15 protein-coding genes and 1 pseudogene are annotated in these 20,956 nt (G+C 61.9%); 6 read left to right on the plus strand and 10 right to left on the minus strand.

Annotated features, from left to right (window positions below):
* Positions 1–84: 84 nt before the first annotated feature.
* From LW136_RS21750 to polA, 5 genes are all read right to left on the minus strand, one after another.
* Positions 85–1,338: a hypothetical protein gene (locus tag LW136_RS21750; protein WP_234174165.1), complete on the minus strand. Its 1,254-nt coding sequence runs from the start codon at positions 1,336–1,338 to the stop codon at positions 85–87.
* Positions 1,335–4,544 carry a toxin VasX gene (locus LW136_RS21755; RefSeq protein WP_234174167.1) on the minus strand — a complete coding sequence of 1,070 codons (3,210 nt, stop codon included), beginning with the start codon at positions 4,542–4,544 and terminating at the stop codon, positions 1,335–1,337. Before LW136_RS21755 ends, LW136_RS21750 begins: the two co-directional genes overlap by 4 nt.
* Positions 4,541–6,691 carry a type VI secretion system Vgr family protein gene (locus LW136_RS21760; RefSeq protein WP_234174169.1) on the minus strand — a complete coding sequence of 717 codons (2,151 nt, stop codon included), beginning with the start codon at positions 6,689–6,691 and terminating at the stop codon, positions 4,541–4,543. Before LW136_RS21760 ends, LW136_RS21755 begins: the two co-directional genes overlap by 4 nt.
* A gap of 183 nt (positions 6,692–6,874) precedes the next feature.
* Positions 6,875–7,393, minus strand: coding sequence for an Hcp family type VI secretion system effector (locus LW136_RS21765; protein WP_003286458.1), 519 nt, complete (start codon positions 7,391–7,393; stop codon positions 6,875–6,877).
* Positions 7,394–7,920: 527 nt separating this feature from the next.
* A complete protein-coding gene (gene polA, locus LW136_RS21770; RefSeq protein ID WP_234174171.1) occupies positions 7,921–10,665 on the minus strand; it encodes a DNA polymerase I in 2,745 nt (914 codons plus the stop codon).
* A 76-nt stretch (positions 10,666–10,741) separates the two neighbouring features.
* Here polA and LW136_RS21775 point away from each other — a divergent pair, with 76 nt between their 5' ends.
* The 6 genes from LW136_RS21775 to ppnN all read left to right on the plus strand — a co-directional run bounded on the left by LW136_RS21775 (position 10,742) and on the right by ppnN (position 15,975).
* A complete protein-coding gene (locus LW136_RS21775; protein WP_003291686.1) occupies positions 10,742–11,026 on the plus strand; it encodes a DUF2782 domain-containing protein in 285 nt (94 codons plus the stop codon).
* 24 nt (positions 11,027–11,050) lie between these two features.
* On the plus strand, positions 11,051–12,004 hold the full coding sequence (locus LW136_RS21780) for a homoserine kinase (protein ID WP_125898007.1): 954 nt from the start codon (positions 11,051–11,053) through the stop codon (positions 12,002–12,004).
* A 165-nt stretch (positions 12,005–12,169) separates the two neighbouring features.
* Positions 12,170–12,796 (plus strand): CDP-alcohol phosphatidyltransferase family protein, encoded by a 627-nt coding sequence (locus tag LW136_RS21785; RefSeq protein ID WP_234174173.1) that lies wholly within the window; start codon positions 12,170–12,172, stop codon positions 12,794–12,796.
* A 52-nt stretch (positions 12,797–12,848) separates the two neighbouring features.
* On the plus strand, positions 12,849–13,469 hold the full coding sequence (locus LW136_RS21790; protein WP_090522555.1) for a lysophospholipid acyltransferase family protein: 621 nt from the start codon (positions 12,849–12,851) through the stop codon (positions 13,467–13,469).
* Between the two features lies 1 nt (position 13,470).
* A complete protein-coding gene (locus LW136_RS21795; protein ID WP_041015453.1) occupies positions 13,471–14,400 on the plus strand; it encodes a phosphatidate cytidylyltransferase in 930 nt (309 codons plus the stop codon).
* A 201-nt stretch (positions 14,401–14,601) separates the two neighbouring features.
* Positions 14,602–15,975 (plus strand): nucleotide 5'-monophosphate nucleosidase PpnN, encoded by a 1,374-nt coding sequence (ppnN, locus tag LW136_RS21800; protein WP_234174175.1) that lies wholly within the window; start codon positions 14,602–14,604, stop codon positions 15,973–15,975.
* A gap of 39 nt (positions 15,976–16,014) precedes the next feature.
* On the opposite strand, the pseudogene LW136_RS21805 reads toward ppnN, so the two are convergent.
* The 5 genes and pseudogenes from LW136_RS21805 to rpmB form a co-directional block, all read right to left on the minus strand.
* Positions 16,015–16,886, minus strand: a pseudogene (locus tag LW136_RS21805) (DMT family transporter).
* A gap of 361 nt (positions 16,887–17,247) precedes the next feature.
* A complete protein-coding gene (locus LW136_RS21810; RefSeq protein ID WP_234174177.1) occupies positions 17,248–17,955 on the minus strand; it encodes a TSCPD domain-containing protein in 708 nt (235 codons plus the stop codon).
* A 61-nt stretch (positions 17,956–18,016) separates the two neighbouring features.
* Positions 18,017–20,167 carry an adenosylcobalamin-dependent ribonucleoside-diphosphate reductase gene (locus LW136_RS21815; protein WP_125940364.1) on the minus strand — a complete coding sequence of 717 codons (2,151 nt, stop codon included), beginning with the start codon at positions 20,165–20,167 and terminating at the stop codon, positions 18,017–18,019.
* Positions 20,168–20,360: 193 nt separating this feature from the next.
* Positions 20,361–20,516 carry a 50S ribosomal protein L33 gene (gene rpmG / locus LW136_RS21820; RefSeq protein ID WP_003284185.1) on the minus strand — a complete coding sequence of 52 codons (156 nt, stop codon included), beginning with the start codon at positions 20,514–20,516 and terminating at the stop codon, positions 20,361–20,363.
* An 11-nt stretch (positions 20,517–20,527) separates the two neighbouring features.
* Complete coding sequence (gene rpmB, locus LW136_RS21825; protein WP_003284186.1) at positions 20,528–20,764, minus strand: 50S ribosomal protein L28; 237 nt, start codon at positions 20,762–20,764, stop codon at positions 20,528–20,530.
* Positions 20,765–20,956 lie beyond the last annotated feature (192 nt).

Here is a 20,956-nt window from a genome sequence, read left to right on the forward strand (position 1 = left end):
TGGATTAGGTCGCTTACAGCCATGCGAGCTCCTTGAGCAAGCGGTTGCCGGTGAGCACCAGAGCACCGAGCTTTTCCGGTAACTTCACCCCCGATGAATATTGTCGTAATCATCGCCCTTGGGCGTGGCCTGGATACCCTTGGCTTCCTGCTGGCGGTAGTAGGTTTCGATGCCTAGGTTGGGGTCGATCTTGGCTTGGAGGATGCAGGGTTGCTCTTGCCACTTGTACACACGGTTGAGCTTAATCATCTCCGCACGGCTACGTCGCTCCCAGACCCTATAAGGCATATCGCGCCAGCGGCGCGGGTCGCGTTTGCTCTGCCGGTCGTGCTCGGCAGTGGTGGGGTCGAGGTGGCGGAACTGTTCGAGGATCGGCAGTTCGGGCAAGGGCTGGGTCACGTCCATATAGCGTTGCAACGTATCCCAGAACGCCATGGCTTCTTCCAGGCTCATGCCCAGAGATTGGATTTTGCCGCCAAGAAACACCTCGACCGAGGTGTAGCGGTGATGCAGCCAGATAGCGAAACCACTGTTTCCAAGGGGGCCGGGACGGAATTCCAGGGTGGCATCGAACTCATAGAAGGGAGCGCTAAAGGGCTTTTGGAAGCGCCTACCAATGGTCAGCATACCGGTCTGGCGGTTAAAGCCGCTTCCATCGTGGGCGAATATGCGTAGGTAGAGGTCTTGTAAGTAATCCCAGCCGATCAGTCCCATAAAGACGCTAAAGGCCATGCCGGCGCAGAGCCAGAACAGGTCGACTCCGTAGGGAGAGGCTTGAAAGGTTAGTAACGAAACAATTATAGCGACGGCAAAGCCTATTCCGGCGTGAACTAAGTATTCCTTATATCGAGGATTATCTTTTCCCCATACAAGCCAAGCACTTAAGCCCATCATTGCCATAGAGAAGAAAACTAACAGTATATCGGCCGCCATTCCGATACTGGCGCCGAAAGCTTGATCTATCCATTTAATTTTATTAGCCAGCGCCCCTCCGAGGCTAAGCATCCAAAAACCCCAAGAGATGAAAAATAAAGATGAATACTTAAAATATGGAATCAAAATCATCCATTTGCTGGTGTTATCGAAATTCCAGCGCTTTTGGTTGATATATATATTATCTTCTTTTTTTTTATCTAGGTAGCCACGCATGTCGGGCTGCAACTGTGCATCCACATCCTGCCACGGCTCCAGATTAGCGTAATGCCCCCAGCGCAGTTGCGTTCGAATTGGCCCGGTACGGTCGGCATCTTGCGACCATTTATGCGGCGGCTGTGCGGGGATGGCATTGCTGCGGTAAGCAGAATTGGCATAGGACGCTGTAGGTGCAGAGGCATTCATATTTTGGCAAAGTCCCTTTGGGTGATCAGCCAGTAGGCCACGTCACCGGCATTGTCGCTGTCTGTGGGCATCTGTGCTGCAAACGCTTGCCAGTTACGCGGCTTCGGCTGGGGGAGCGTGATGCGGTTATAGCCAGGGAAGGGATCGTCCGCATGGCAAATAGTTTCGCCCAGCTGGAACTGCCCGTAGACCTTGAGGCTGTATTCGATGGCTTGCCGGTAGCGCAGCGGGTCACCCGCCGCGGGCACGCCAAACTGCGCGGGCAGCACAAAGAGCAAACGGTTGCCGGTGAGTACCAGGGGGCCGAGCTTTTCCTTGGAAATCGGCTGGTAACGGTAGGTCCAACCTGAGGTGTGACCGCGAGTGCGCAGCACTTCCTTGGCGATCAGGCGAAATTCGAGGCCATTACGGAACTGGCCCAGCAGCGGGGTGCTTACTTCGACCACCCAGTCCTGCGCGGCCAGGGAAGCGCGTGCTTCGTTTTGTGCGGCTAGCAGGCCGGCCTTGTCCGCCGCGCTGGCCTTGTTCTGCCATAACTGCAGACGCTCGATCTGCACGCGGGGCTCGCCTAAAGCCCCCAGCAGTTGCTTGTAAGCCTGCAAGGGATCGTGCATCTGCGGCAGGCGCTGCTTGGTGCCAAAGGGGCCGTGCTTGATAGCCTGTTCTACCGCGCTATCGGCCAGTAGCACAGTCCCAATAAGCCCGGCCACCAGCAAGCCGACGCCCAGCCCGAGCAGCCAGGGGCTGGCCAGCAGGCCAATGGTATAGAGCGCCCAAATACCCGAGCCACTGGCTGCGATCATATTGGCTATGGCGACATCGTCGTCGCCGTCACGCAGAGCACGACCGGCATCCCAGGCAAATAGGATAGCTGTTACCCCCATGGCAGCAGCGGAGCCGAGGCGCGAGGCACTTAGCCAGGTGCCACCGGTACGCTTTAGCAGGTTGTCGGCCCAGAAACCGGAGGTCTGGAAACGGCCTCGCTCCCAGAAGACATGCCAAGGATTACCAGTACGTTTGGCATCACTCAGTAATTTGAGAGCAACGTTATTGGTGGCAAGCCCAAGATCTGCTAACGCTCCTCCTACACCTACATGGAAGCGCGCTTTTTCGCCGTTAGTACGTAAAGACTTAGCGCCTTCTGTATTCGCATACAAACTAAACCCTGCACACACCGTCGCTAGTATGGGCAGAGTTTTACTGTTGGCGAGCAATCTGGCGGTGCTCAGGTGGGCGGCGCTGGTGCGCCATTGTTTGTAGTCGGCCACCAGTGGGTCGCTGGCCTCGGCGGCCACCACCATGACCTGGCCCAGGTCTTTGCGGGCAAAGTTCAGGCGCTCGGCCAGCTTGCCGCTGCTGGTGGCGAGTACCTGACCATTCTTCTTCTCCAGGCTGGCATAGAGGTAGTTGTCACGGGTCAGGGCCGCACGCTCGGCGGCGGTGATACCAAAGCTGAAGCCATCACCATGCACGCCCAGCACCACCATATTCTTGGCCAGGGCTTCGCCTTGCGGCAGGAGTTTCAGCCCTTTGGCCTGGCTATGCAGTTTTTTCAGCACATCGAAGGTGGGGGCGAAGCTGCGGTGCAGTTGCACCTGAGTAACGCTATGGCTTTCGCTGATACGTCTGACCGCGAGTGCGCTGGCGGTGGCCACATGGTTGAGCAATTCGTCCAGAGCTGAAGCCAGGTTTTGCCCAGCATAGGCGGTGCTAAGGAAACTCAGTGCGCTTAGGCCCAAGCGCTCAGGCTTGACGGCAAGGCCGCCTGCCGCCAGTGCCTGCAGGCGCTTGGCGGTTTCTGGTAATTCCCCCTGAGCATCGGCCAGCAAGCCTTTGGTCAATGCATGGGTAGCCTCGATCAGTTGGCGGCTGAGTTTGTCCACGGCAGCGCTGACTTTCAGGTCGTGCGCTTCGATGCAGCGCGGGTCGCAGCCTTTGGGCGAGCGGTTAAGCACTTCCAGCAGTTCGGCTAGCTGGGCATAGGGTTCCAGCAGGCGTTCATCACGGCTGTGGATAAAGTCGTTCCATACCGACGGCAACCGTTCGACCAGCTTGAGCATGCGTTCCTGTTGGCGATAGAGCTGTTCGCGGGCTTGCTCGCGCTCGCTGTGCAGGGTGGCTTTCTTCAGCGTCTCTATGTCGATATGGCTTTTAAATTCCTGCAGTGGGCCACCCGCAGGCATGACCTCTTGGTAAAGCACCTCGGCATAACGGCCAAAGGGTTGGTGCGGAACCGATGCATTGAGGGTTTGCAACAGCTCAGCACATAGCCTCGACTGAGCAACTGCATGGCGCAGGGCAAAAATGGGGTCGTCGAGCATTACCCCGACCAATTGCGGATGGCCGCGCAACTGGTATTCGGAGAGCAAGTCTTTATTGGCGTGGAGTGCCGGCAATGGCTCGGGTGGAGTGCTGTTGATAAAGCCAGCCAGTTCCTTTTGGCGTTGCTCAAGCCGCTTGACCAACGATGTTGCGGGTAATTCAGTTAGGCCGGCATTGAATAGCAGAGGGTCTTCCAGCAGGGTTTCAAGATGCAGCTCACGGGCGCACATGCCTTTGCTAATGCGGGTGATCTGAATAATTGGCATCGCTTGCGTGGCTTTCCATTGCTCTGGGCCTACAACGGCGGCTGCCCACGCCGGTGCAATGTTCTGGCAACGTTGCTTGACCCGCGCAGAGCTGGCTTCCAACCACTGGATGTACTCCCAGGTCCAGGGCAGTTCGCTGTAGGCCATGGCGAGCTGGTCGCCGACAAAACGGCCTTGTAACAACATGGGTACAAGAATCAGATGCTGCTTGGCACCAACAGGCTTACGCTCATCTGCCTTGCCGCCACTCTTTGCGGTTTTGCGCCAGTGCGCGACATCCACCTCGAAAAGCTGACCTTTGCCGTCACTTTCCAGCTCACGCCACAGTTTGCCCTGGCGAAAAACGTAAAGACGACCGGGGCGAAGTACCCCGCCTTTAGGTGCCTGATCATATTTTTCATAACCCGGCAGACGCGCCATGGGCACCACAGCAAGAAAGGTATTTTGCTGGATGCTCTCTTCTTCTTCGTGGCTGCGCATATCTGTTTCAACAACGATTTGCAGCATTCCGCCATCGCTACGCTCGATATTCAGCCCAAGCCTCGCGCGGCGGGCGTTGTCATAATCCGTGCGCTTACGCGTGCCTTGGTTGATGGGCTGGTCCTTTAGCTCGCTCATGCGTCACCCTCCGGGTTAAGCAATTGAACTTGCCCGCCTTGCTCCGGGTCGCCCCAGACGTCCACGATCAACTGTTGCGGCCCCTTGACTCCTTTTTCTGTTGAGGCTGGTAACGGGTTCAGATTGGCAGTGCCGATTTTCTCGCCTACTGGTGCAGTATCTGCGGGTTTGGGCAATGTCGGCGCTATGGGCGCCGCCCCCGAACCGTTACCCGGCGCGCCGCCGGAGTTCATCCTGATCAAAGGCCCGACCATGGTGATGCCACCACCGTCGAGCTTGATAAAGTTGCCGCCAGCCTTGAAGGTCAGTTCGCTGCCCGCTTCGAGCACCACCTTGAGGCCGCTGGAGAGGTGGATTTCATTGCCCGCCTCGATGAATTGCCCAGTGCCGATCTTCAGGTGCTGGCTGTTGCCGACGGTGAGGTGGTCGTTGGCGCGGATTTCTGTCTTGCGGTCGGCGTGGGTGGTGCGGTGTTCTTCGGCGCGGAATTCGCTATAGCTGTTGGCTTCCACCGTATCGTGGCGTTCGTGGCCGACGCGGATCTTCTGGTCGTGCTCGATGTTCTCGTCCCAGTCGCGCTGGGCGTGAATGTAGATCTGCTCGGCGCCCTTGCGGTCTTCGATGCGCAGTTCGTTGTAGCCGCCACCGCCCGGGCTGCTCAGGGTCTTGAACACCGTGCGGGTCTTGTTCGCCGGCAGGTCGTAGGGGACCTGATGCTCCTTGTGGTAGAGGCAGCCGGTCACCAGCGGTTGGTCGGGGTCGCCTTCGAGAAAGGTCACCAGCACTTCCATGCCAACGCGCGGGATGGCGATGCCGCCGTAGCGGTCGCCGGCCCAGCTGGACGACACGCGCAGCCAGCAGCTGGTCTTGTCGTCGGCCTGGCCTTCACGATCCCAGTGGAACTGGACTTTTACGCGACCGTACTCGTCGCAGTGGATTTCTTCGCCGGCCGGGCCGGTGACCACGGCGGTCTGGCTGCCGAGAACCTTCGGCTTCGGATGCTTCAGAGCCGGGCGGAAGGGGATGTCCCAGGGGGTGGCAGTGAATTGGTTGCGGTAGCCTTGTTGGAAGTGGGAGCTGGCAAGAGCTCCCTCACCCCTGGCCTCTCCCCATAGGGGAGAGGGGGCCAGTCCGTCGTGAGCTGGGACATTGGTAATTGATTCCTCCAGCACCTGTGGCTGCTTACCTTCATGCAGCACTTCGGTCAGCAGCCAGAGCTGGTTCCAGTCGCTGCGGGGGTGTTCGCCGAGCGGGAGGAAGTGCCCGCTCGCCAGTTGCGGCTGGTCGCTTTCGCCTTCGGCCAGTTCGTAGTCGTGGCGATGGCGTTCCAGGGCGCGTTGCGACAGGTGCTTGCCCCGGGCGCGCTCGGTGAAGCGGCCGGGGTAAACGTAGTCTTCAAGGTCGGGCTGGAAGTCGCTGTGGAAGGCGGCCTCCATGGCCAGACGTGGCTTCTCGAAATCGTAATCGCGGCGCGTGACCCGGCTGGTACGGGTTTCCAGGCGCAGGCCGAAGCGCTTGATCACCGGCTGGTCGGCGACCAGGCCGGTGTCCTGCTGATAGGCGGTGGCAGCGAGCCTGGGGAAGACGGTCTGGTCATCGCCGAACACCAGGGCATGACCGGCCGCGGTGTGCTGGAAGTGATAGTGAATGCCCTCTTCCTCGCACAGGCGCTGGATGAAGTGCATGTCCGATTCGTCGTACTGCACGCAATATTCGCGCGGCGGGTAAATCACTGGGCCGAGCTGGAAGCGGTAGGCATCGACCTGGATGCCATGTTCTTCGAGCACCTGGGCGATGATCTGCGGCACGGTCAGGTGCTGGAAGATGCGCTGGTTGGTGCGATGGGCGAGGTAGGCCAGCTGCGGCACGAGCGTGAGCCGGTAGCGCGTCAGGCGCTGGCCGGACTCACCCTGGGCGGCCTGATGCACCAGCCCGTGGATGCCGCTGCCGTCCGACGCGAAGGAAAGGAAGGCCGGGCGATGCAGCAGGCTTTCCAGATCCAGATCGGGGTGCTCGCTGACCAGTTCCAGGTCGAAGCGATAGGGCTGGCTGATGGCCTCGCGGCCCTGGAATTCGAGCACCTTGAAGTCGTGCTCGACGCCTTCGAGGGTCAGTGTGAAGTGGGCCTGGTTGGCTGGGGCGAACATCCATGTTCCTCCTGTTCAGTCCATGTATCAGCGCATGGGCGCTTGCAGAGCCCCGTTTAACACAGGCCGGCCGCTCTAGAATGCATGGTTCGCGCATTCCAGAACGACGATGGCGGAATCTGCTCAGTGCTTCGCAAAAAGCGTTCGGCCAGGCGAGCCTGGCCGAAGCGGGACCGCGGCGAATCAGCCAGCGATCGGGGTGCGCCAGTCGTCGGAGCCGGAGGTGCCGGAAACCTCGTGGGTCCAGACGATCTTGCGGTAGGTGAAGTACACATCTTCCAGATGAGTGAAATGGGACATGTTCGGGTCCTGGCAGTTGGGCATGCGCGACTGCACATCGACGATCACCGCATCTTCCAGTTCGATGGTGAAGTAGTGTTCCTGGGTGCCGGTGGACGAGGTGCGGTACCACTCCAGACGGCACTTGTTCAGGCGCTCGCCGGAAGTCAGAGCGTTGAATATCAGCGGCGACGACTTATCGAATACCTTGGTGATCATCAGCGGCTTGTGTACGCGCTGGCCAGTCGGCTGGCCGGACTGCGGGTCTCGCGGGATGATGACCTGATGCTGGAAGGCCTGCACCAGGATCTGGTCCTCATGGCCTTCCTGGAAGATGTTGCCAACCGAGTCCTCGGTGAAGGTGCCGGCGGTGATCAGGCCTTGCTTGGTGCCTTCGAGGGACAGATACGCGGGTGTTGGCATGGGTGCTCTCCTTGTCTGAAATGAGTGCCAAATGGCCATTTCGTAACAACAAGCGCCGTGCCAAAAATAAAAAATTCTTATTTATCAAAGAAATATTTAATTTACACCACACAACCCGAATAGCAGAGTTGATGCCCGACACAGAAAGCTGCGCAAGTTCCTGCGCAGACATGGCAACAAGTTGCGCAACGCCCACCAAGCTCGCGACTCATCGCACTGCGAACAGCTTACCCACAAACTTATCCACAGAATGCTGCGCAAAAAATTGCGCAAGCCATTGCTCCTGGTGAGGCCTCATCCACTTTTCTGCAGGCAAAAAAAACCTCGAACTTCATTGGGGGAGGGGGAAGTTCGAGGTCCAAATCCGGACCGCTAGGGCGGGGTCCAGAGATCTGCCAACACTTAACACAACAAGGAGCATCGAAGGGCTTTTACACCCTTCGCATGCTCTGACCGGATGGTTGCAGCGGAAGTTCAACGCGAGCGAAAAAAATTTCGTCGACTATCGACATTTTTCGGCAGCCCGGTCAGTGCGCCTCGTCCCAGTTGTTGCCAACGCCCGCTTCGACCAGCAGCGGTACGTCCAGCTGGGCCGCCTCGCTCATCAACGGACAGATCTGCTGGCGGACCGGCTCGACCAGGTCTTCGCGCACTTCCAGCACCAATTCATCGTGGACCTGCAGGATCACCCTCGCATCCAGCCCACTGTCCTGCAGCCAGCCGTCCACAGCGATCATGGCGCGCTTGATGATGTCCGCTGCGGTGCCCTGCATCGGCGCGTTGATCGCGGTGCGCTCGGCGCCCTTGCGCATGGCGCCGTTCTTCGAATTGATCTCCGGCAGGTACAGCCGCCGACCGAACAGCGTCTCGACATAGCCCTGCTCGGCGGCCTGGGTGCGGGTGCGCTCCATGTAGGCCAGCACGCCGGGGTAACGGGCGAAATAACGGTCGATGTACTCCTGCGCTTCCTTGCGGCCGACGTCGATCTGCTTGGCCAGGCCGAAAGCGCTCATGCCGTAGATCAGGCCGAAGTTGATCGCCTTGGCGCTGCGTCGCTGGTCGTTGCTGACCTGCTCCAGCGGCACGCCGAACACCTCGGCAGCGGTGGCGCGGTGCACGTCGAGGTCGTTCTGGAAAGCGTGCAGCAGACCGGCATCCTGCGCCAGATGAGCCATGATGCGCAGCTCGATCTGCGAGTAGTCGGCCGCGAGCAGCTTGTAGCCCGGCGCCGCGATGAAGGCCTGGCGAATACGCCGGCCCTCAGCGGTGCGGATCGGGATGTTCTGCAGGTTCGGGTCGCTGGAGGACAGCCGGCCGGTGGCGGTCACCGCCTGGTGGTAGCTGGTGTGGATGCGCCCGGTGCGCGGGTTGATCTGCTGCGGCAGCTTGTCGGTGTAGGTGCCCTTGAGCTTGCTCAAGGAGCGGTGCTGCATGATCACCTTGGGCAGCGGGTAATCCTGCTCGGCCAGTTCGGCCAGCACGCTTTCCGCGGTGGACGGCTGGCCGCCGGCGGTCTTGGAGATTACCGGGCAGCCGAGCTTGTCATAGAGGATCGCGCAGAGCTGCTTGGGCGAGCCGAGGTTGAACTCCTCGCCGGCAATATCGAAGGCCTCGCGTTCCAGCTGCACCAGTTTGTCGCCCAGCTCGACGCTCTGCTGGCCGAGCAGCTGCGCATCGACCAGCGCACCGTTGCGCTCGATGCGCGCCAGCACCGGCACCAGCGGCATCTCGATCTCGGTCAGCACCTTGAGCAGCGATGGCGTCTGCTCCAGCTTGCCGAGCAGGGTCTGGTGCAGGCGCAGGGTGACATCGGCGTCCTCGGCAGCGTAGGGCCCCGCCTGCTCGATGGCGATCTGGTCGAAGGTCAGCTGCTTGGCGCCCTTGCCGGCGATGTCCTCGAAGCGGATGGTGCCACGGCCGAGGTACTTCAGCGCCAGGCTATCCATGTCGTGGCGAGTGGCGGTGGCGTCCAGCACGTAGGATTCGAGCATGGTGTCGAAGGTCATGCCGCGCATCTCGATGCCGTAGTGCATCAGCACGTTCATGTCGTATTTGCCGTGCTGGCAGATCTTGGTCTTCGCCGGATCCTCCAGCAGCGGCTTGAGCGCGCCAAGCACGGCATCAAGCTCGAGCTGCTGCGGCACACCCATATAGGAATGACGCAGCGGCACGTAGGCCGCCTGGCCCGGCTCGACGGCGAACGACACGCCGACCAGCTCGGCGCGCTGAGCATCGATGCTGGTGGTTTCGGTATCGAAGGCGAAGCACTCGGCGTTCTTCAGGCGCTCGAGCCAGGCATCGAACTCGGCCGGATCGAGGATCGTGGTGTACTCGGCTTCGGCCTGGATCGAGCAGCCTTCGGGCTGCACCTCGCAGTTCTCGCCGGCGGCCTTGGCCTCGCGCAGCAGGTCGTCCAGCCAGTTCTTGAATTCCAGCTCGCGGTACAGCGCAATCAGCGCCTCGCGGTGCGGCTCGCCGGGCATCAGGTCGGCGACCTCGACGTCCAGCGGCACGTCGAGCTTGATGGTCGCCAGCTCATAGGACATGAAGGCGGCGTCGCGGTGTTCGGCGAGCTTGGCGCCCAGTGACTTGGCGCCGCGGATCGGCAGGCCGGCGACCTGGTCGAGGTTGTCGTAAAGCCCCTTGAGCCCGCCGGGAATACCGTTGAGCAGGCCACAGGCAGTCTTTTCACCCACGCCTGGCACGCCCGGAATGTTGTCGACCTTGTCGCCCATCAGCGCAAGGAAGTCGATGATTAGCTCCGGGCCGACGCCGAACTTGTTCTTCACGCCTTCGATGTCATAAACGCTGCCGGTCATGGTGTTGACCAGGGTGACGTGCGGACAGACCAGCTGCGCCATGTCCTTGTCGCCGGTGGAGATGATCACGTCGCGGCCGAGCGCCGCGCACTGACGCGCCAGGGTGCCAATGACGTCGTCGGCCTCCACGCCTTCCACGCACAGCAGCGGCATGCCGAGGGCGCGGACGCTGGCATGCAGCGGCTCGACCTGGGAGCGCAGGTCATCCGGCATCGGCGGACGATGAGACTTGTAGTTCTCGAACAGCGCGTCGCGGAAGGTTGGCCCCTTGGCATCGAAAACCACCGCGAACGGACTGTCCGGGTATTGCCGACGCAGGCTGAGCAGCATGTTCAGCACGCCCTTGACCGCGCCGGTCGGCTTTCCGGTGGAGGTGGTCAGAGGAGGCAGGGCATGGAAGGCGCGATAGAGGTAGGACGAACCGTCCACCAGGATGAGGGGAGCTTGGCTCATGAGCGGAATCAACCTTTTCGGCGGGCCCGGAGCTAGAATGCCAAGGACCACTTATCGACAAAGGGACAAGGTTACCATGCGCGCTCTCAAACACCTGATGCTGGCCAGCCTGCTGGCGTGCGCTCCCCTGGCCGGTTTTGCCCAGGAGTCGGTCGACGGCGAGCCCGACGTAACCATCCGTCAGGAAGGCGACCGTACCGTCGAGGAATACCGCGTCAATGGCTTCCTCTATGCCGTGAAAGTCACGCCCAAGCATGGCAAACCGTACTTTCTGGTGCGCGCAGACGGCAACGACGGCAACTTCGTCCGTTCCGACCAGCCGGACATGCTGATCCCCTCCTGGAAGATCTTCAGCTGGTAACCCATCAACCGCCGGGAGGACAGCATGTCGGTATTCACGCCCCTGCAACGCGATGAACTGGAAGCCTTCCTGGCGCCGTACCGGCTCGGCCGGTTGCGCGACTTCCAGGGCATCGTCGCAGGCAGCGAGAACAGCAATTTCTTCGTCAGCCTCGAACAGGGCGAATACGTCCTGACGCTGATCGAGCGTGGTCCGACCCAGGATTTGCCGTTCTTCATTGAGCTGCTCGACGTGCTGCACCGCGCCGGCCTGCCGGTGCCCTACGCGCTGCGCAGCGAGCAGGGCGAGGCCCTGCGCGAGCTGGCGGAAAAGCCTGCGCTGCTGCAGCCGCGCCTGCCCGGCAAGCATGTGATGGCGCCCAATCCGCACCATTGCGCCGAGGTCGGCCGGCTGCTGGCGCGTCTGCATCTGGCCACCCGCGAGCACATCCTCGAACGCGCCAGCGACCGCGGCCTGGACTGGATGCAGGAACAGGGGCCAAGCCTGGCGCTGAGCCTCTCCGAGGACCAGCTGCCGCTGTTGCGCGAAGGCCTGGCAGAGATCGCCGAGCTGCGGCCGAAACTCCTCGCCCTACCGCGCGCAAACCTGCACGCCGATCTGTTCCGCGATAACGTGCTGTTCGAAGGCAGCCACCTGACCGGTGTGATCGACTTCTACAACGCCTGCTCCGGGCCGATGCTCTACGACCTGGCCATCGCCGTGAACGACTGGTGCTCGCACCCCAATGGCGAGATCGACGGTGAACGCAGCGAACCCTTGCTGGCGGCCTACTCCGCACTGCGCCGCTTCACCCCGGCCGAAGCCGAGCTCTGGCAGCCGATGCTGCGCGTGGCCTGCGTGCGTTTCTGGCTATCGCGACTGATCGCGGCGCAGCGTCACGAAGGCAAGACGGACGTGCAGGTGAAAGATCCCGATGAGTTTCACCGCCTGCTGAAGGCGCGCCAGCATCCATCCAGCGCGCTGCCTTTCGCTTTCTAAATCGAATCCCAGGCACAAACCCCGCGCGAAAGCGTTCAACACCTCGCAAATTTTCCAGTGCAGCTTGCGACCGCCGGGGCTTTACCCCAAAGTGCCGGGCGCACAGGATGCGCGCTGGCGTTAGCCGAAACGCGCGACTCGCCGATCATCGAAAGGAATCGATGCATGCCCTCCATCTATCAGCTCAAACCCCGTTTTCAGGCACTACTGCGCCCACTGGTCCAGCGCCTCCATGACAGCGGCATCACCGCCAATCAGGTCACGCTGACAGCGCTGGTCGTGTCGCTGGCAGTCGCAGCGGCGGTCGCGCTGCTGATCGAGCACCTCTGGATCTTCCTGCTGATCCCACTGTGGATGCTGCTGCGCATGGCACTGAACGTCATCGACGGCATGCTGGCGCGAGAATTCGGCCAGCAATCGAAGCTCGGGGCCTACCTCAACGAACTCTGCGATGTGGCCGCCGATGCGGCGCTCTACCTGCCGCTCGCGCTGGTGACCGGCGTCTGGCCAGCTGCCGTGGTGCTGGTGGTGGTGCTCGCAGCGCTGACCGAGTACGCCGGTGTGCTCGGTCCGATGGTGGGTGCCTCACGCCGTTACGACGGCCCGATGGGCAAGAGCGACAGGGCCTTCGCCTTCGGCGTGCTGGCCACCAGCGTCGCCCTGGGCCTGTTGCCAGCCGCCTGGATCAACGGCTTGTTGCTGCTGATCGCCGGGCTGTCGATCCTCACGCTGAGCAACCGGGTCAGACAAGGCCTGGCGGAAACCGCAGCGGCGCCAGCCGAAGCGGACTGAACCGCCACCCTCCCGCACCACCGACTTTCCGCCCGATACCGAGGAACCTCCCATGCTCGGCGCCCTGCTCGCCTTCGCGATCACTTCCGTTGCACGCCTGCTGACCGGTACGCGCAGCCTCTGGATCGGCTGCGCGCCGCTCAACCGGCAACGCATCTATTTCGCCAACCACAGCAGCCACGGTGATTTCGTGCTGCTCTGGGCATCGCTGCCGCCTGACCTGCGGCGCAGGACCCGGCCCGTCGCTGGCGCCGATTACTGGCAGAGCAGCGCGCTGCGCCGCTTCGTCATCCATCGCCTGTTCAACGGTGTACTGGTGGATCGCGAGCGCAGCGGCCCGGAGTCGAATCCGCTGCAACCGATGCTCGACGCCCTGGCCGGCGGCGATTCACTGATCCTATTCCCCGAGGGCACGCGCAATCTGGAAGAAGGCCTGCTGCCGTTCAAGAGCGGGCTGTATCGCCTGGGCCTGGCGTGTCCGGACGTGGAGCTGGTGCCGGTGTGGATCGCCAACCTCAATCGGGTGATGCCCAAGGGCCGCAGCCTGCCGCTGCCCCTGCTGTGCAGCGTCAGCTTCGGTGCACCAATGAGTATTGAAAAGGACGAGGACAAGGACGCGTTTCTGCAGCGCGCTCGCCTGGCTCTGCTAGAACTGGCCCCGAAGGAAGACTGACATGGATCGCAATACCCTGCTGCTGTTCGCCGGTATCGGTGCCCTGCTCGCCCTGGCATCGCTGATCGGCTTCGTCCTCAAGCGTCGCAGCGGCGGCGATAGTCCGGTGATCGACAACCTCAACGCCCGCATCAATGCCTGGTGGGTGATGGTCGCGCTGATCGGTATCGCCTTCTGGCTCGGCCACACCGCCGTGGTGATCCTTTTCTACCTGGTGTCGTTCTTCGCGTTACGCGAATTCATGACACTGACGCCGACGCGCAGCAGCGACTATCCGGCCTTGGTCGCGGCGTTCTACCTGGTGCTGCCGCTGCAGTATCTGCTGGTGGCGGTCGGCTGGTACGGCCTGTTCGCCATCTTCATTCCGGTCTACGTCTTCCTGTTGCTGCCGATCCTGGCTTCGCTGGGCGGCGACACCACGCGTTTTCTCGAACGTGCCTCGAAGGTGCAATGGGGCCTGATGATCGCAGTCTTCTGCGTCTCCCACGTCCCTGCCCTGCTCACCCTGGAAATTGCCGGCTACGAAGGTCGCAACCTGCTGCTGATCGCCTGGCTGATCATCGTCGTGCAGCTCTCCGACGTGTTGCAGTACGTGTGCGGCAAGTTGGCCGGCAAGCGCAAGATCGCCCCGCGCCTGTCGCCGTCCAAGACTGTCGAAGGCTTCGTCGGCGGGATCTTCCTCGCGACACTGATCGGCGCGGCGCTGTTCTGGATCACCCCGTTCGCCTGGTGGCAGGCGGCGCTGATGGCGCTGCTGCTGAACCTGCTGGGCTTCTTCGGTGGCCTGGTGATGTCGGCGATCAAACGCGACCGTGGCGTCAAGGACTGGGGGCACATGATCGAGGGCCACGGCGGCATGCTCGACCGGCTCGACTCGGTCTGCTTCGCCGCGCCGATCTTCTTCCACCTGGTGCGCTACGGCTGGACCTGACCAGCCAGGGACTTGCGCTGCGGGCGAACCGCCGATTGTTGCGAGGGTCGAACCTGCCACGGCTCTCGGAGCGATTTGCCTCTCGCCTACCGAACGGATCGCCCACCGCCGCTGCGCCACCGCGTTAAGATGGCGGCACGCAGCCGCCGTTTCGGTGCACCAGCTCCGCGATGGTGTCGCCATCGAATTCAGGAATCACCAATGACCCAACGCAACGTAATCAACGCCTCGGTTACCCCCAAAGGCAGCCTGGAAACCCTGTCGCAACGCGAAGTACAGCAGCTGAGCGAAGTCGGTTCCGGCAGCACGCACAAGCTGTTCCGCCAGTGTGCCCTGGCAATCCTCAACACCGGCACGCGCATCGATAACGCCAAGACCATCCTCGAAGCCTATGAGGACTTCGAGGTGCGCATCCTGCAGCAGGACCGCGGCGTACGCCTCGAGCTGTTCAATGCGCCGGCCGATGCCTTCGTCGATGGCGAGATGATCGCCAGCACCCGCGAGATGCTCTTCAGCGCGCTGCGGGACATCGTCTATACCGAGAGCGAACTGAGCAGCGCTCGCATCGATCTGAGCACTTCCCAGGGCATTACCGACTACGTCTTTCATCTGCTGCGCAACGCCCGCACGCTGCGCCCGGGCATCGAGCCGAACATGGTGGTGTGCTGGGGTGGCCACTCGATCAGCACCGAAGAGTACAAGTACAGCAAGCGCGTCGGCCATGAACTGGGCCTGCGCAGCCTGGATGTCTGCACCGGCTGCGGTCCGGGCGTGATGAAGGGGCCAATGAAGGGTGCCACCATTGCCCACGCCAAACAGCGCCGCGTTGGCAGCCGCTACCTGGGGCTGACGGAGCCGGGCATCATCGCCGCCGAGGCACCGAACCCGATCGTCAACGAGCTGGTGATCCTGCCGGACATTGAAAAGCGCCTGGAAGCCTTCGTCCGCGTCGGCCACGGCATCATCATCTTCCCCGGCGGCGTCGGCACGGCCGAGGAGTTCCTCTACCTGCTCGGCATCCTGCTGCACCCGGCCAATCGTGACGTGCCCTTCCCGGTCATCCTAACGGGGCCGAGCGATGCCGCGGACTATCTGCAGCAACTGCACGATTTCGTCGGCACCACCCTTGGCGAGGAAGCCCAGAAGCGCTACCAGATCATCTTCAACGACCCTACCGAAGTGGCCCGGCAGATGACCGAGGGCCTGCGCGAAGTACGACGGTTCCGCCGCGAGCGCAACGATGCCTTCCACTTCAATTGGCTGCTGAAGATCGAGGAAGGCTTCCAACGGCCTTTCGATCCGACTCACGAGAATATGGCCAACCTACCGCTGCGCCGCGACCTGCCGCCACACGAGCTGGCCGCCAATCTGCGCCGTGCCTTCTCCGGCATCGTCGCCGGCAACGTCAAGGACAAGGGCATCCGCCGCATCGAGCAGTACGGCCGTTACGAAATCCACGGCGATGCGGCAATCATGCAGCCGCTGGACAAACTGCTGCAGGCCTTCGTCGAACAGCACCGCATGAAGCTGCCCGGCGGCGTGCCCTACACGCCGTGCTACCGCGTGGTCAGCTGAAGCTGCCGAAAGGCCGGGCAGCAACCGCCCGGCCTTTGCTCATCCGCGATGCGGCTGCGGCGCGGCCCTGAACACCAGCGCCAGCCCCAGCAGAATCGCCCCCATTCCCAGCAAGCCGGTGCGCGACAGCTGATTGCCGAGGAACAGGTAATCCATCCCCACGGTCACCACCGGCACCAGGTAGAACAGACTGGTGACGTTCACCAGATTGCCGGTCTGGATCATGCGGTACAGCAGCAGCTGCGCCGCCACCGAGATCACCAGACCCAACCACAGCACCGGAATGATGAAGCCCGTCACCGCTTCCAGGCGGATCGGCTGGAACGGCACGAACGCAAGGCACAGCAGCAGGCTGACCCCGTACTGGGTCGGCAGCACCTCCACCGGGCTCTGGCGAACGCGCTGCTGCAGGATCGCACCCACTGTCATGCACAGCAGCGCGCCGAGGGCGAAGAGCATCCCGGCGAGTGAGAAACGTGCCAGCACCAGACTCTGGAATACCACCGCGGCCAACCCGGCCAGTGCCACCAGTAATCCCAGCAGACGCAGCGGCGAGAAGCGTCGTTCGAGGAGCAACAGGGTGAGAATCGGCTGCACGCCAAGCAGCGTCGCGATCACACCCGGCGTCACGCCATGGGCCATGGCCTGGAAATAGCAGATCGAATAACAGCCGATCATCAGCAGCCCGGTCGCCGCCGTCTGCCAAGCAGCGCCAGGCGCTGGCCGCAGCGCCTACGGTAGAGGCCGATAAGCAGAACTGCAGTCAGCGCGAGAGCAAAGCGCACGATCAGCAGGGCGAAGGGGGTAGCGTGGTCCAGTCCCCAGCGGGTGAAGATGGCCGCACTGCCCCACAGCAATACGAACACAGTCATGACGCCATAGGACGTCCACAACGATTTGTTGAAAGTCATCAGTGATTACCTGTCGAAGCGAAACAGGCTCCAGCGAACGCCGAAAGCGTGCGCGCACCGACCCGGAAGGATCAGAAGCGAAAACCGGAGCTGCGAAATGTGGGCGGATCAGCCCAGCGCAACCGCCTGTGGAGGTGGTGGCGCGATTGCCAGATCGGCAACGACAGAGGGAGGTGGAGCGATTGCGCACAGCCGGGCCGCGCCGAGATCGGCTGGCTTCATGGGTAACAGGCTGTGAGCAGTGGAAGACATTGGGTCAACGGCCGGACGGCGGTATGGAGAACGAAAACTAGCAGAGCCAGGCCCGCCGGGTAAAGCGAGCCTGACGAGCGTCACGGCAGGCGAAATCAGCGCAAGCCGTTTAGCCGCACTTGGAGTTGCCGCAGTTCAGGCAGGTGGCGCAGCCGTCCATCTGCACCACGGCCTGGGTATTGCACTTGTTGCACAGCTGCGCGCCGGTCGGGAAACCCTCGCCCGGCTCGACCGCCACCGCGCCCTGGCTCGCCTCGTAGGCGGCGCGCTTCTCGGCCAGGTACTTGAGCTGGGTTTCGTCCAGCGCATGACCTTCGAGCATGCCGATGGCGATCAGATGGCGCTCCAGCACCGCACCGATCTCGGCCACGATCGACGGCATGTAGACGCCGCCCTTCTTCAGGTAGCCGCCGCGCGGATCGAACACCGCCTTCAGCTCCTCGACGAGGAAGGTGCAGTCGCCACCCTTGCGGAACACCGCGGACATGATGCGGGTCAGCGCCACGATCCACTGGAAGTGGTCCATGTTCTTCGAATTGATGAATATCTCGAACGGCCGACGCTGCTCGTGCGGGGTGCCGGCGTTGAGCACGATGTCGTTCACGGTGACGTACAGCGCGTGTTCGAACAGCGGCGACTTGATCTTGTAGGTCATGCCGATCAGGGTTTCCGGACGCTGCAGGCTCTCGTCCATTTCCACCACATTGACGGCCTTGCTCGCCTTGTTATCGGTGCTGGCGGCAGCGGCCGCGGGGCGTTCGAGGGCCTCGTCGACGACCTTGAAGCCCTTGATGCGCTGGGTGATCTTTACGGTCATTGTGCAGATTCTCCTGCCGGGCGCAGCGATGGCCCGGCGCTTATACGATTGGCAGTCCGGTTCAGTACTTGCCGTAATAGCCTTCTTTGAGGGCGTCGAACAGGTTGGCGGCGGTGTTCACCTCGCCGTCGTACTCGACCTCCTGGTTGCCCTTGAGCTCGACCACGCTGCCGTCCTCCAAAGTGAAGCGGTACAGGGTCTTTTCCAGATCGGCTTCCTTGACCAGCACGCCCTGGAAGGCCGCCGGATTGAAGCGGAAGGTGGTGCAGCCCTTGAGGCCCTGGCGCCAGGCGTAGCGGTAGATGTCCTTGAACGCCTCGAATGGATAATCGGTCGGCACGTTGGCGGTCTTGGAGATAGACGAATCGACCCAGCGCTGCGCGGCGGCCTGGATATCCACGTGCTGGGTCGGACTGACGTCATCGGCGGTGATGAAGTAGTCCGGCAGCTTCTCGCCCGGCTCGTCGGAGCCCGGCTTGGCGCGCTCGTTGATCAGCGTGCGATAGGCCAGCAGCTCGTAGCTGAACACCTCGATCTTCTCCTTGGCCTTGCGGCCCGGACGGATCAGGTTGCGCGAGTAGTGATGGGCGAAGCTCGGCTCGATGCCGTTGGAGGCGTTGTTGGCCAGGCTCAGGCTGATGGTGCCGGTAGGCGCGATCGAGCTGTGGTGGGTGAAGCGCGCGCCCTGCTCGGCCAGCGCCTCGATCAGCTCGGGCGCGTACTCGGCGACCTTCTGCATGTAACGCGAATACTTCGCGTGCAGCACGCGACCGGCGATCTGATCGCCGACCTTGTAGCCGTCTTTCGCCATTTCCGGACGCTTACGCAACATCTCGGCGGTGACTTCGAAGGTCTGGCTCAGCAACGGTGCCGGACCCTTCTCCTTGGACAGCTCCAGCGCCTGCTCCCAGCCGACCAGCGCCATCTCGCGGGCGACTTCCTCGGTAAACACGCAGGCTTCCGGGCTGCCATAGCGCAGCTTGAGCAGTGTCAGGGTCGAGCCGAGACCGAGGAAGCCCATACCATGGCGGCGCTTGCTTTCGATTTCATGGCGCTGCTGTTCGAGCGGCAGGCCGTTGATCTCGACGACGTTGTCGAGCATGCGGGTGAAGACGCGCACGACTTCGCGATACTTGTCCCAATCGAAGCGCGCATCGGCGCCGAACGGGTCGATGACGAAGTTGGTCAGGTTGATCGAGCCCAGTAGACACGACCCGTACGGCGGCAGCGGCTGCTCACCACAGGGGTTGGTCGCACGGATCGCCTCGCACCACCAGTTGTTGTTCAGCTGGTTGACGCGGTCGATGAGGATGAAGCCCGGCTCGGCGTAGTCATAGGTGGAGACCATGATCATGTCCCACAGATGCCGCGCCTTGACCCGCCCGTATATCTTGCAGGCCACCAGGCCGTCGTCACGCACGATGTAGCCATCATGCACCGGCCATTCGCGCCAGAGCACATGCTCGGCGTCCGCCAGGTCCAGCTCGGCGGCTTCCTTGGCGTGCACCGGGAAGATCAGCGGCCACTCGCCGTCGACCTCCACCGCCTGCATGAATTCATCGGTGATCAACAGGCTGAGGTTGAACTGGCGCAGCCGGCCGTCCTCGCGCTTGGCGCGGATGAACTCGCGCACATCCGGATGGCCGACATCAAAGGTGCCCATTTGCGCGCCGCGGCGGCCGCCGGCCGAACTCACGGTGAAGCACATCTTGTCGAAGATATCCATGAACGACAGCGGGCCGCTGGTGTGCGCACCGGCACCCGAGACGAAGGAGCCGCGCGGACGCAGGGTGCTGAACTCGTAGCCGATGCCGCAACCGGCCTTGAGCGTCAGACCGGCCTCGTGGACCTTGCCGAGGATGTCATCCATCGAGTCGGTGATCGAACCCGAGACAGTGCAGTTGATGGTCGAGGTAGCCGGTTTGTAATCCTGCGCGCCGGCGTTGGAGATGATCCGTCCGGCCGGGATGGCGCCGTTGCGCAGCGCCCAGAGGAAACGCTCGTGCCAGTGCTCGCGCTGCTTGGCCGGCTCGACGTCAGCCAGGGCGCGGGCGACGCGCTGCCAGGTGGCGTCGACGCTGTCATCGATCGGCGTGCCGTCCTTGCTGGTCAGACGGTATTTCTGTGCCCAGATATCTTCGGAAGCCGCCTGCAGGGCGATGCTGGAAGTGCTCTTGCTGTCTGCCGCGATGGGCCCGTCCGTCTTCGCCATGCGCTGCGCATCCTCGTGCCGAAAGTGGGAGAAAAGAAAGCTCGCACGATAGGCGAATTCGACAGGCGCCGTACATGATGCATATCAAACTAGGCAACGCGAACGACGACTGGTGTCAGGCATCGACACCAAGCGTTCGCCAGAAACGAAAAAACCCGCCGAGAGGCGGGTTCTTTCTTCAAGGGCCGATCAATTACTTGATCTTGGCTTCCTTGTAGATCACGTGCTTGCGTACGACCGGATCGAATTTCTTGATTTCGATCTTGTCGGGGGTGGTGCGCTTGTTCTTGTCGGTGGTGTAGAAGTGGCCGGTACCGGCGCTGGACACCAAACGGATCAGGTCACGCATGATTGCTCTCCTTAAACCTTTTCGCCGCGGGCGCGCAGCTCGGACAGAACGACGTCAATGCCGCGCTTGTCGATGATGCGCATGCCTTTGGCACTCAGGCGCAGACGGACGAAGCGGTTCTCCGACTCGACCCAGAAGCGATGATGCTGCAGGTTCGGCAGGAAACGACGACGGGTTTTGTTCATTGCGTGGGAAACGTTGTTCCCGGTTACCGGACCCTTACCGGTAACTTGACAGACTCTCGACATGCCTCAGCCCTCTAAAACCACATGCCCAACCCGGCATGGGTTGGCCGCTTGAATTCACTTGTCAGTTCGGCGCTCAGCGCCACGTTTCATGGGGGTCTTACCGGCCACGTTGCGAACGAAGATACCGGGCCCCTAGAAAAGAGCGCTGCTTTATATCAGAAACCCCCTAGGGCAACAAGCGCGGATTGAAAT

This window comes from Stutzerimonas kunmingensis (assembly GCF_021432085.1).
In the GTDB taxonomy this organism is placed as follows: Bacteria; Pseudomonadota; Gammaproteobacteria; order Pseudomonadales; family Pseudomonadaceae; genus Stutzerimonas.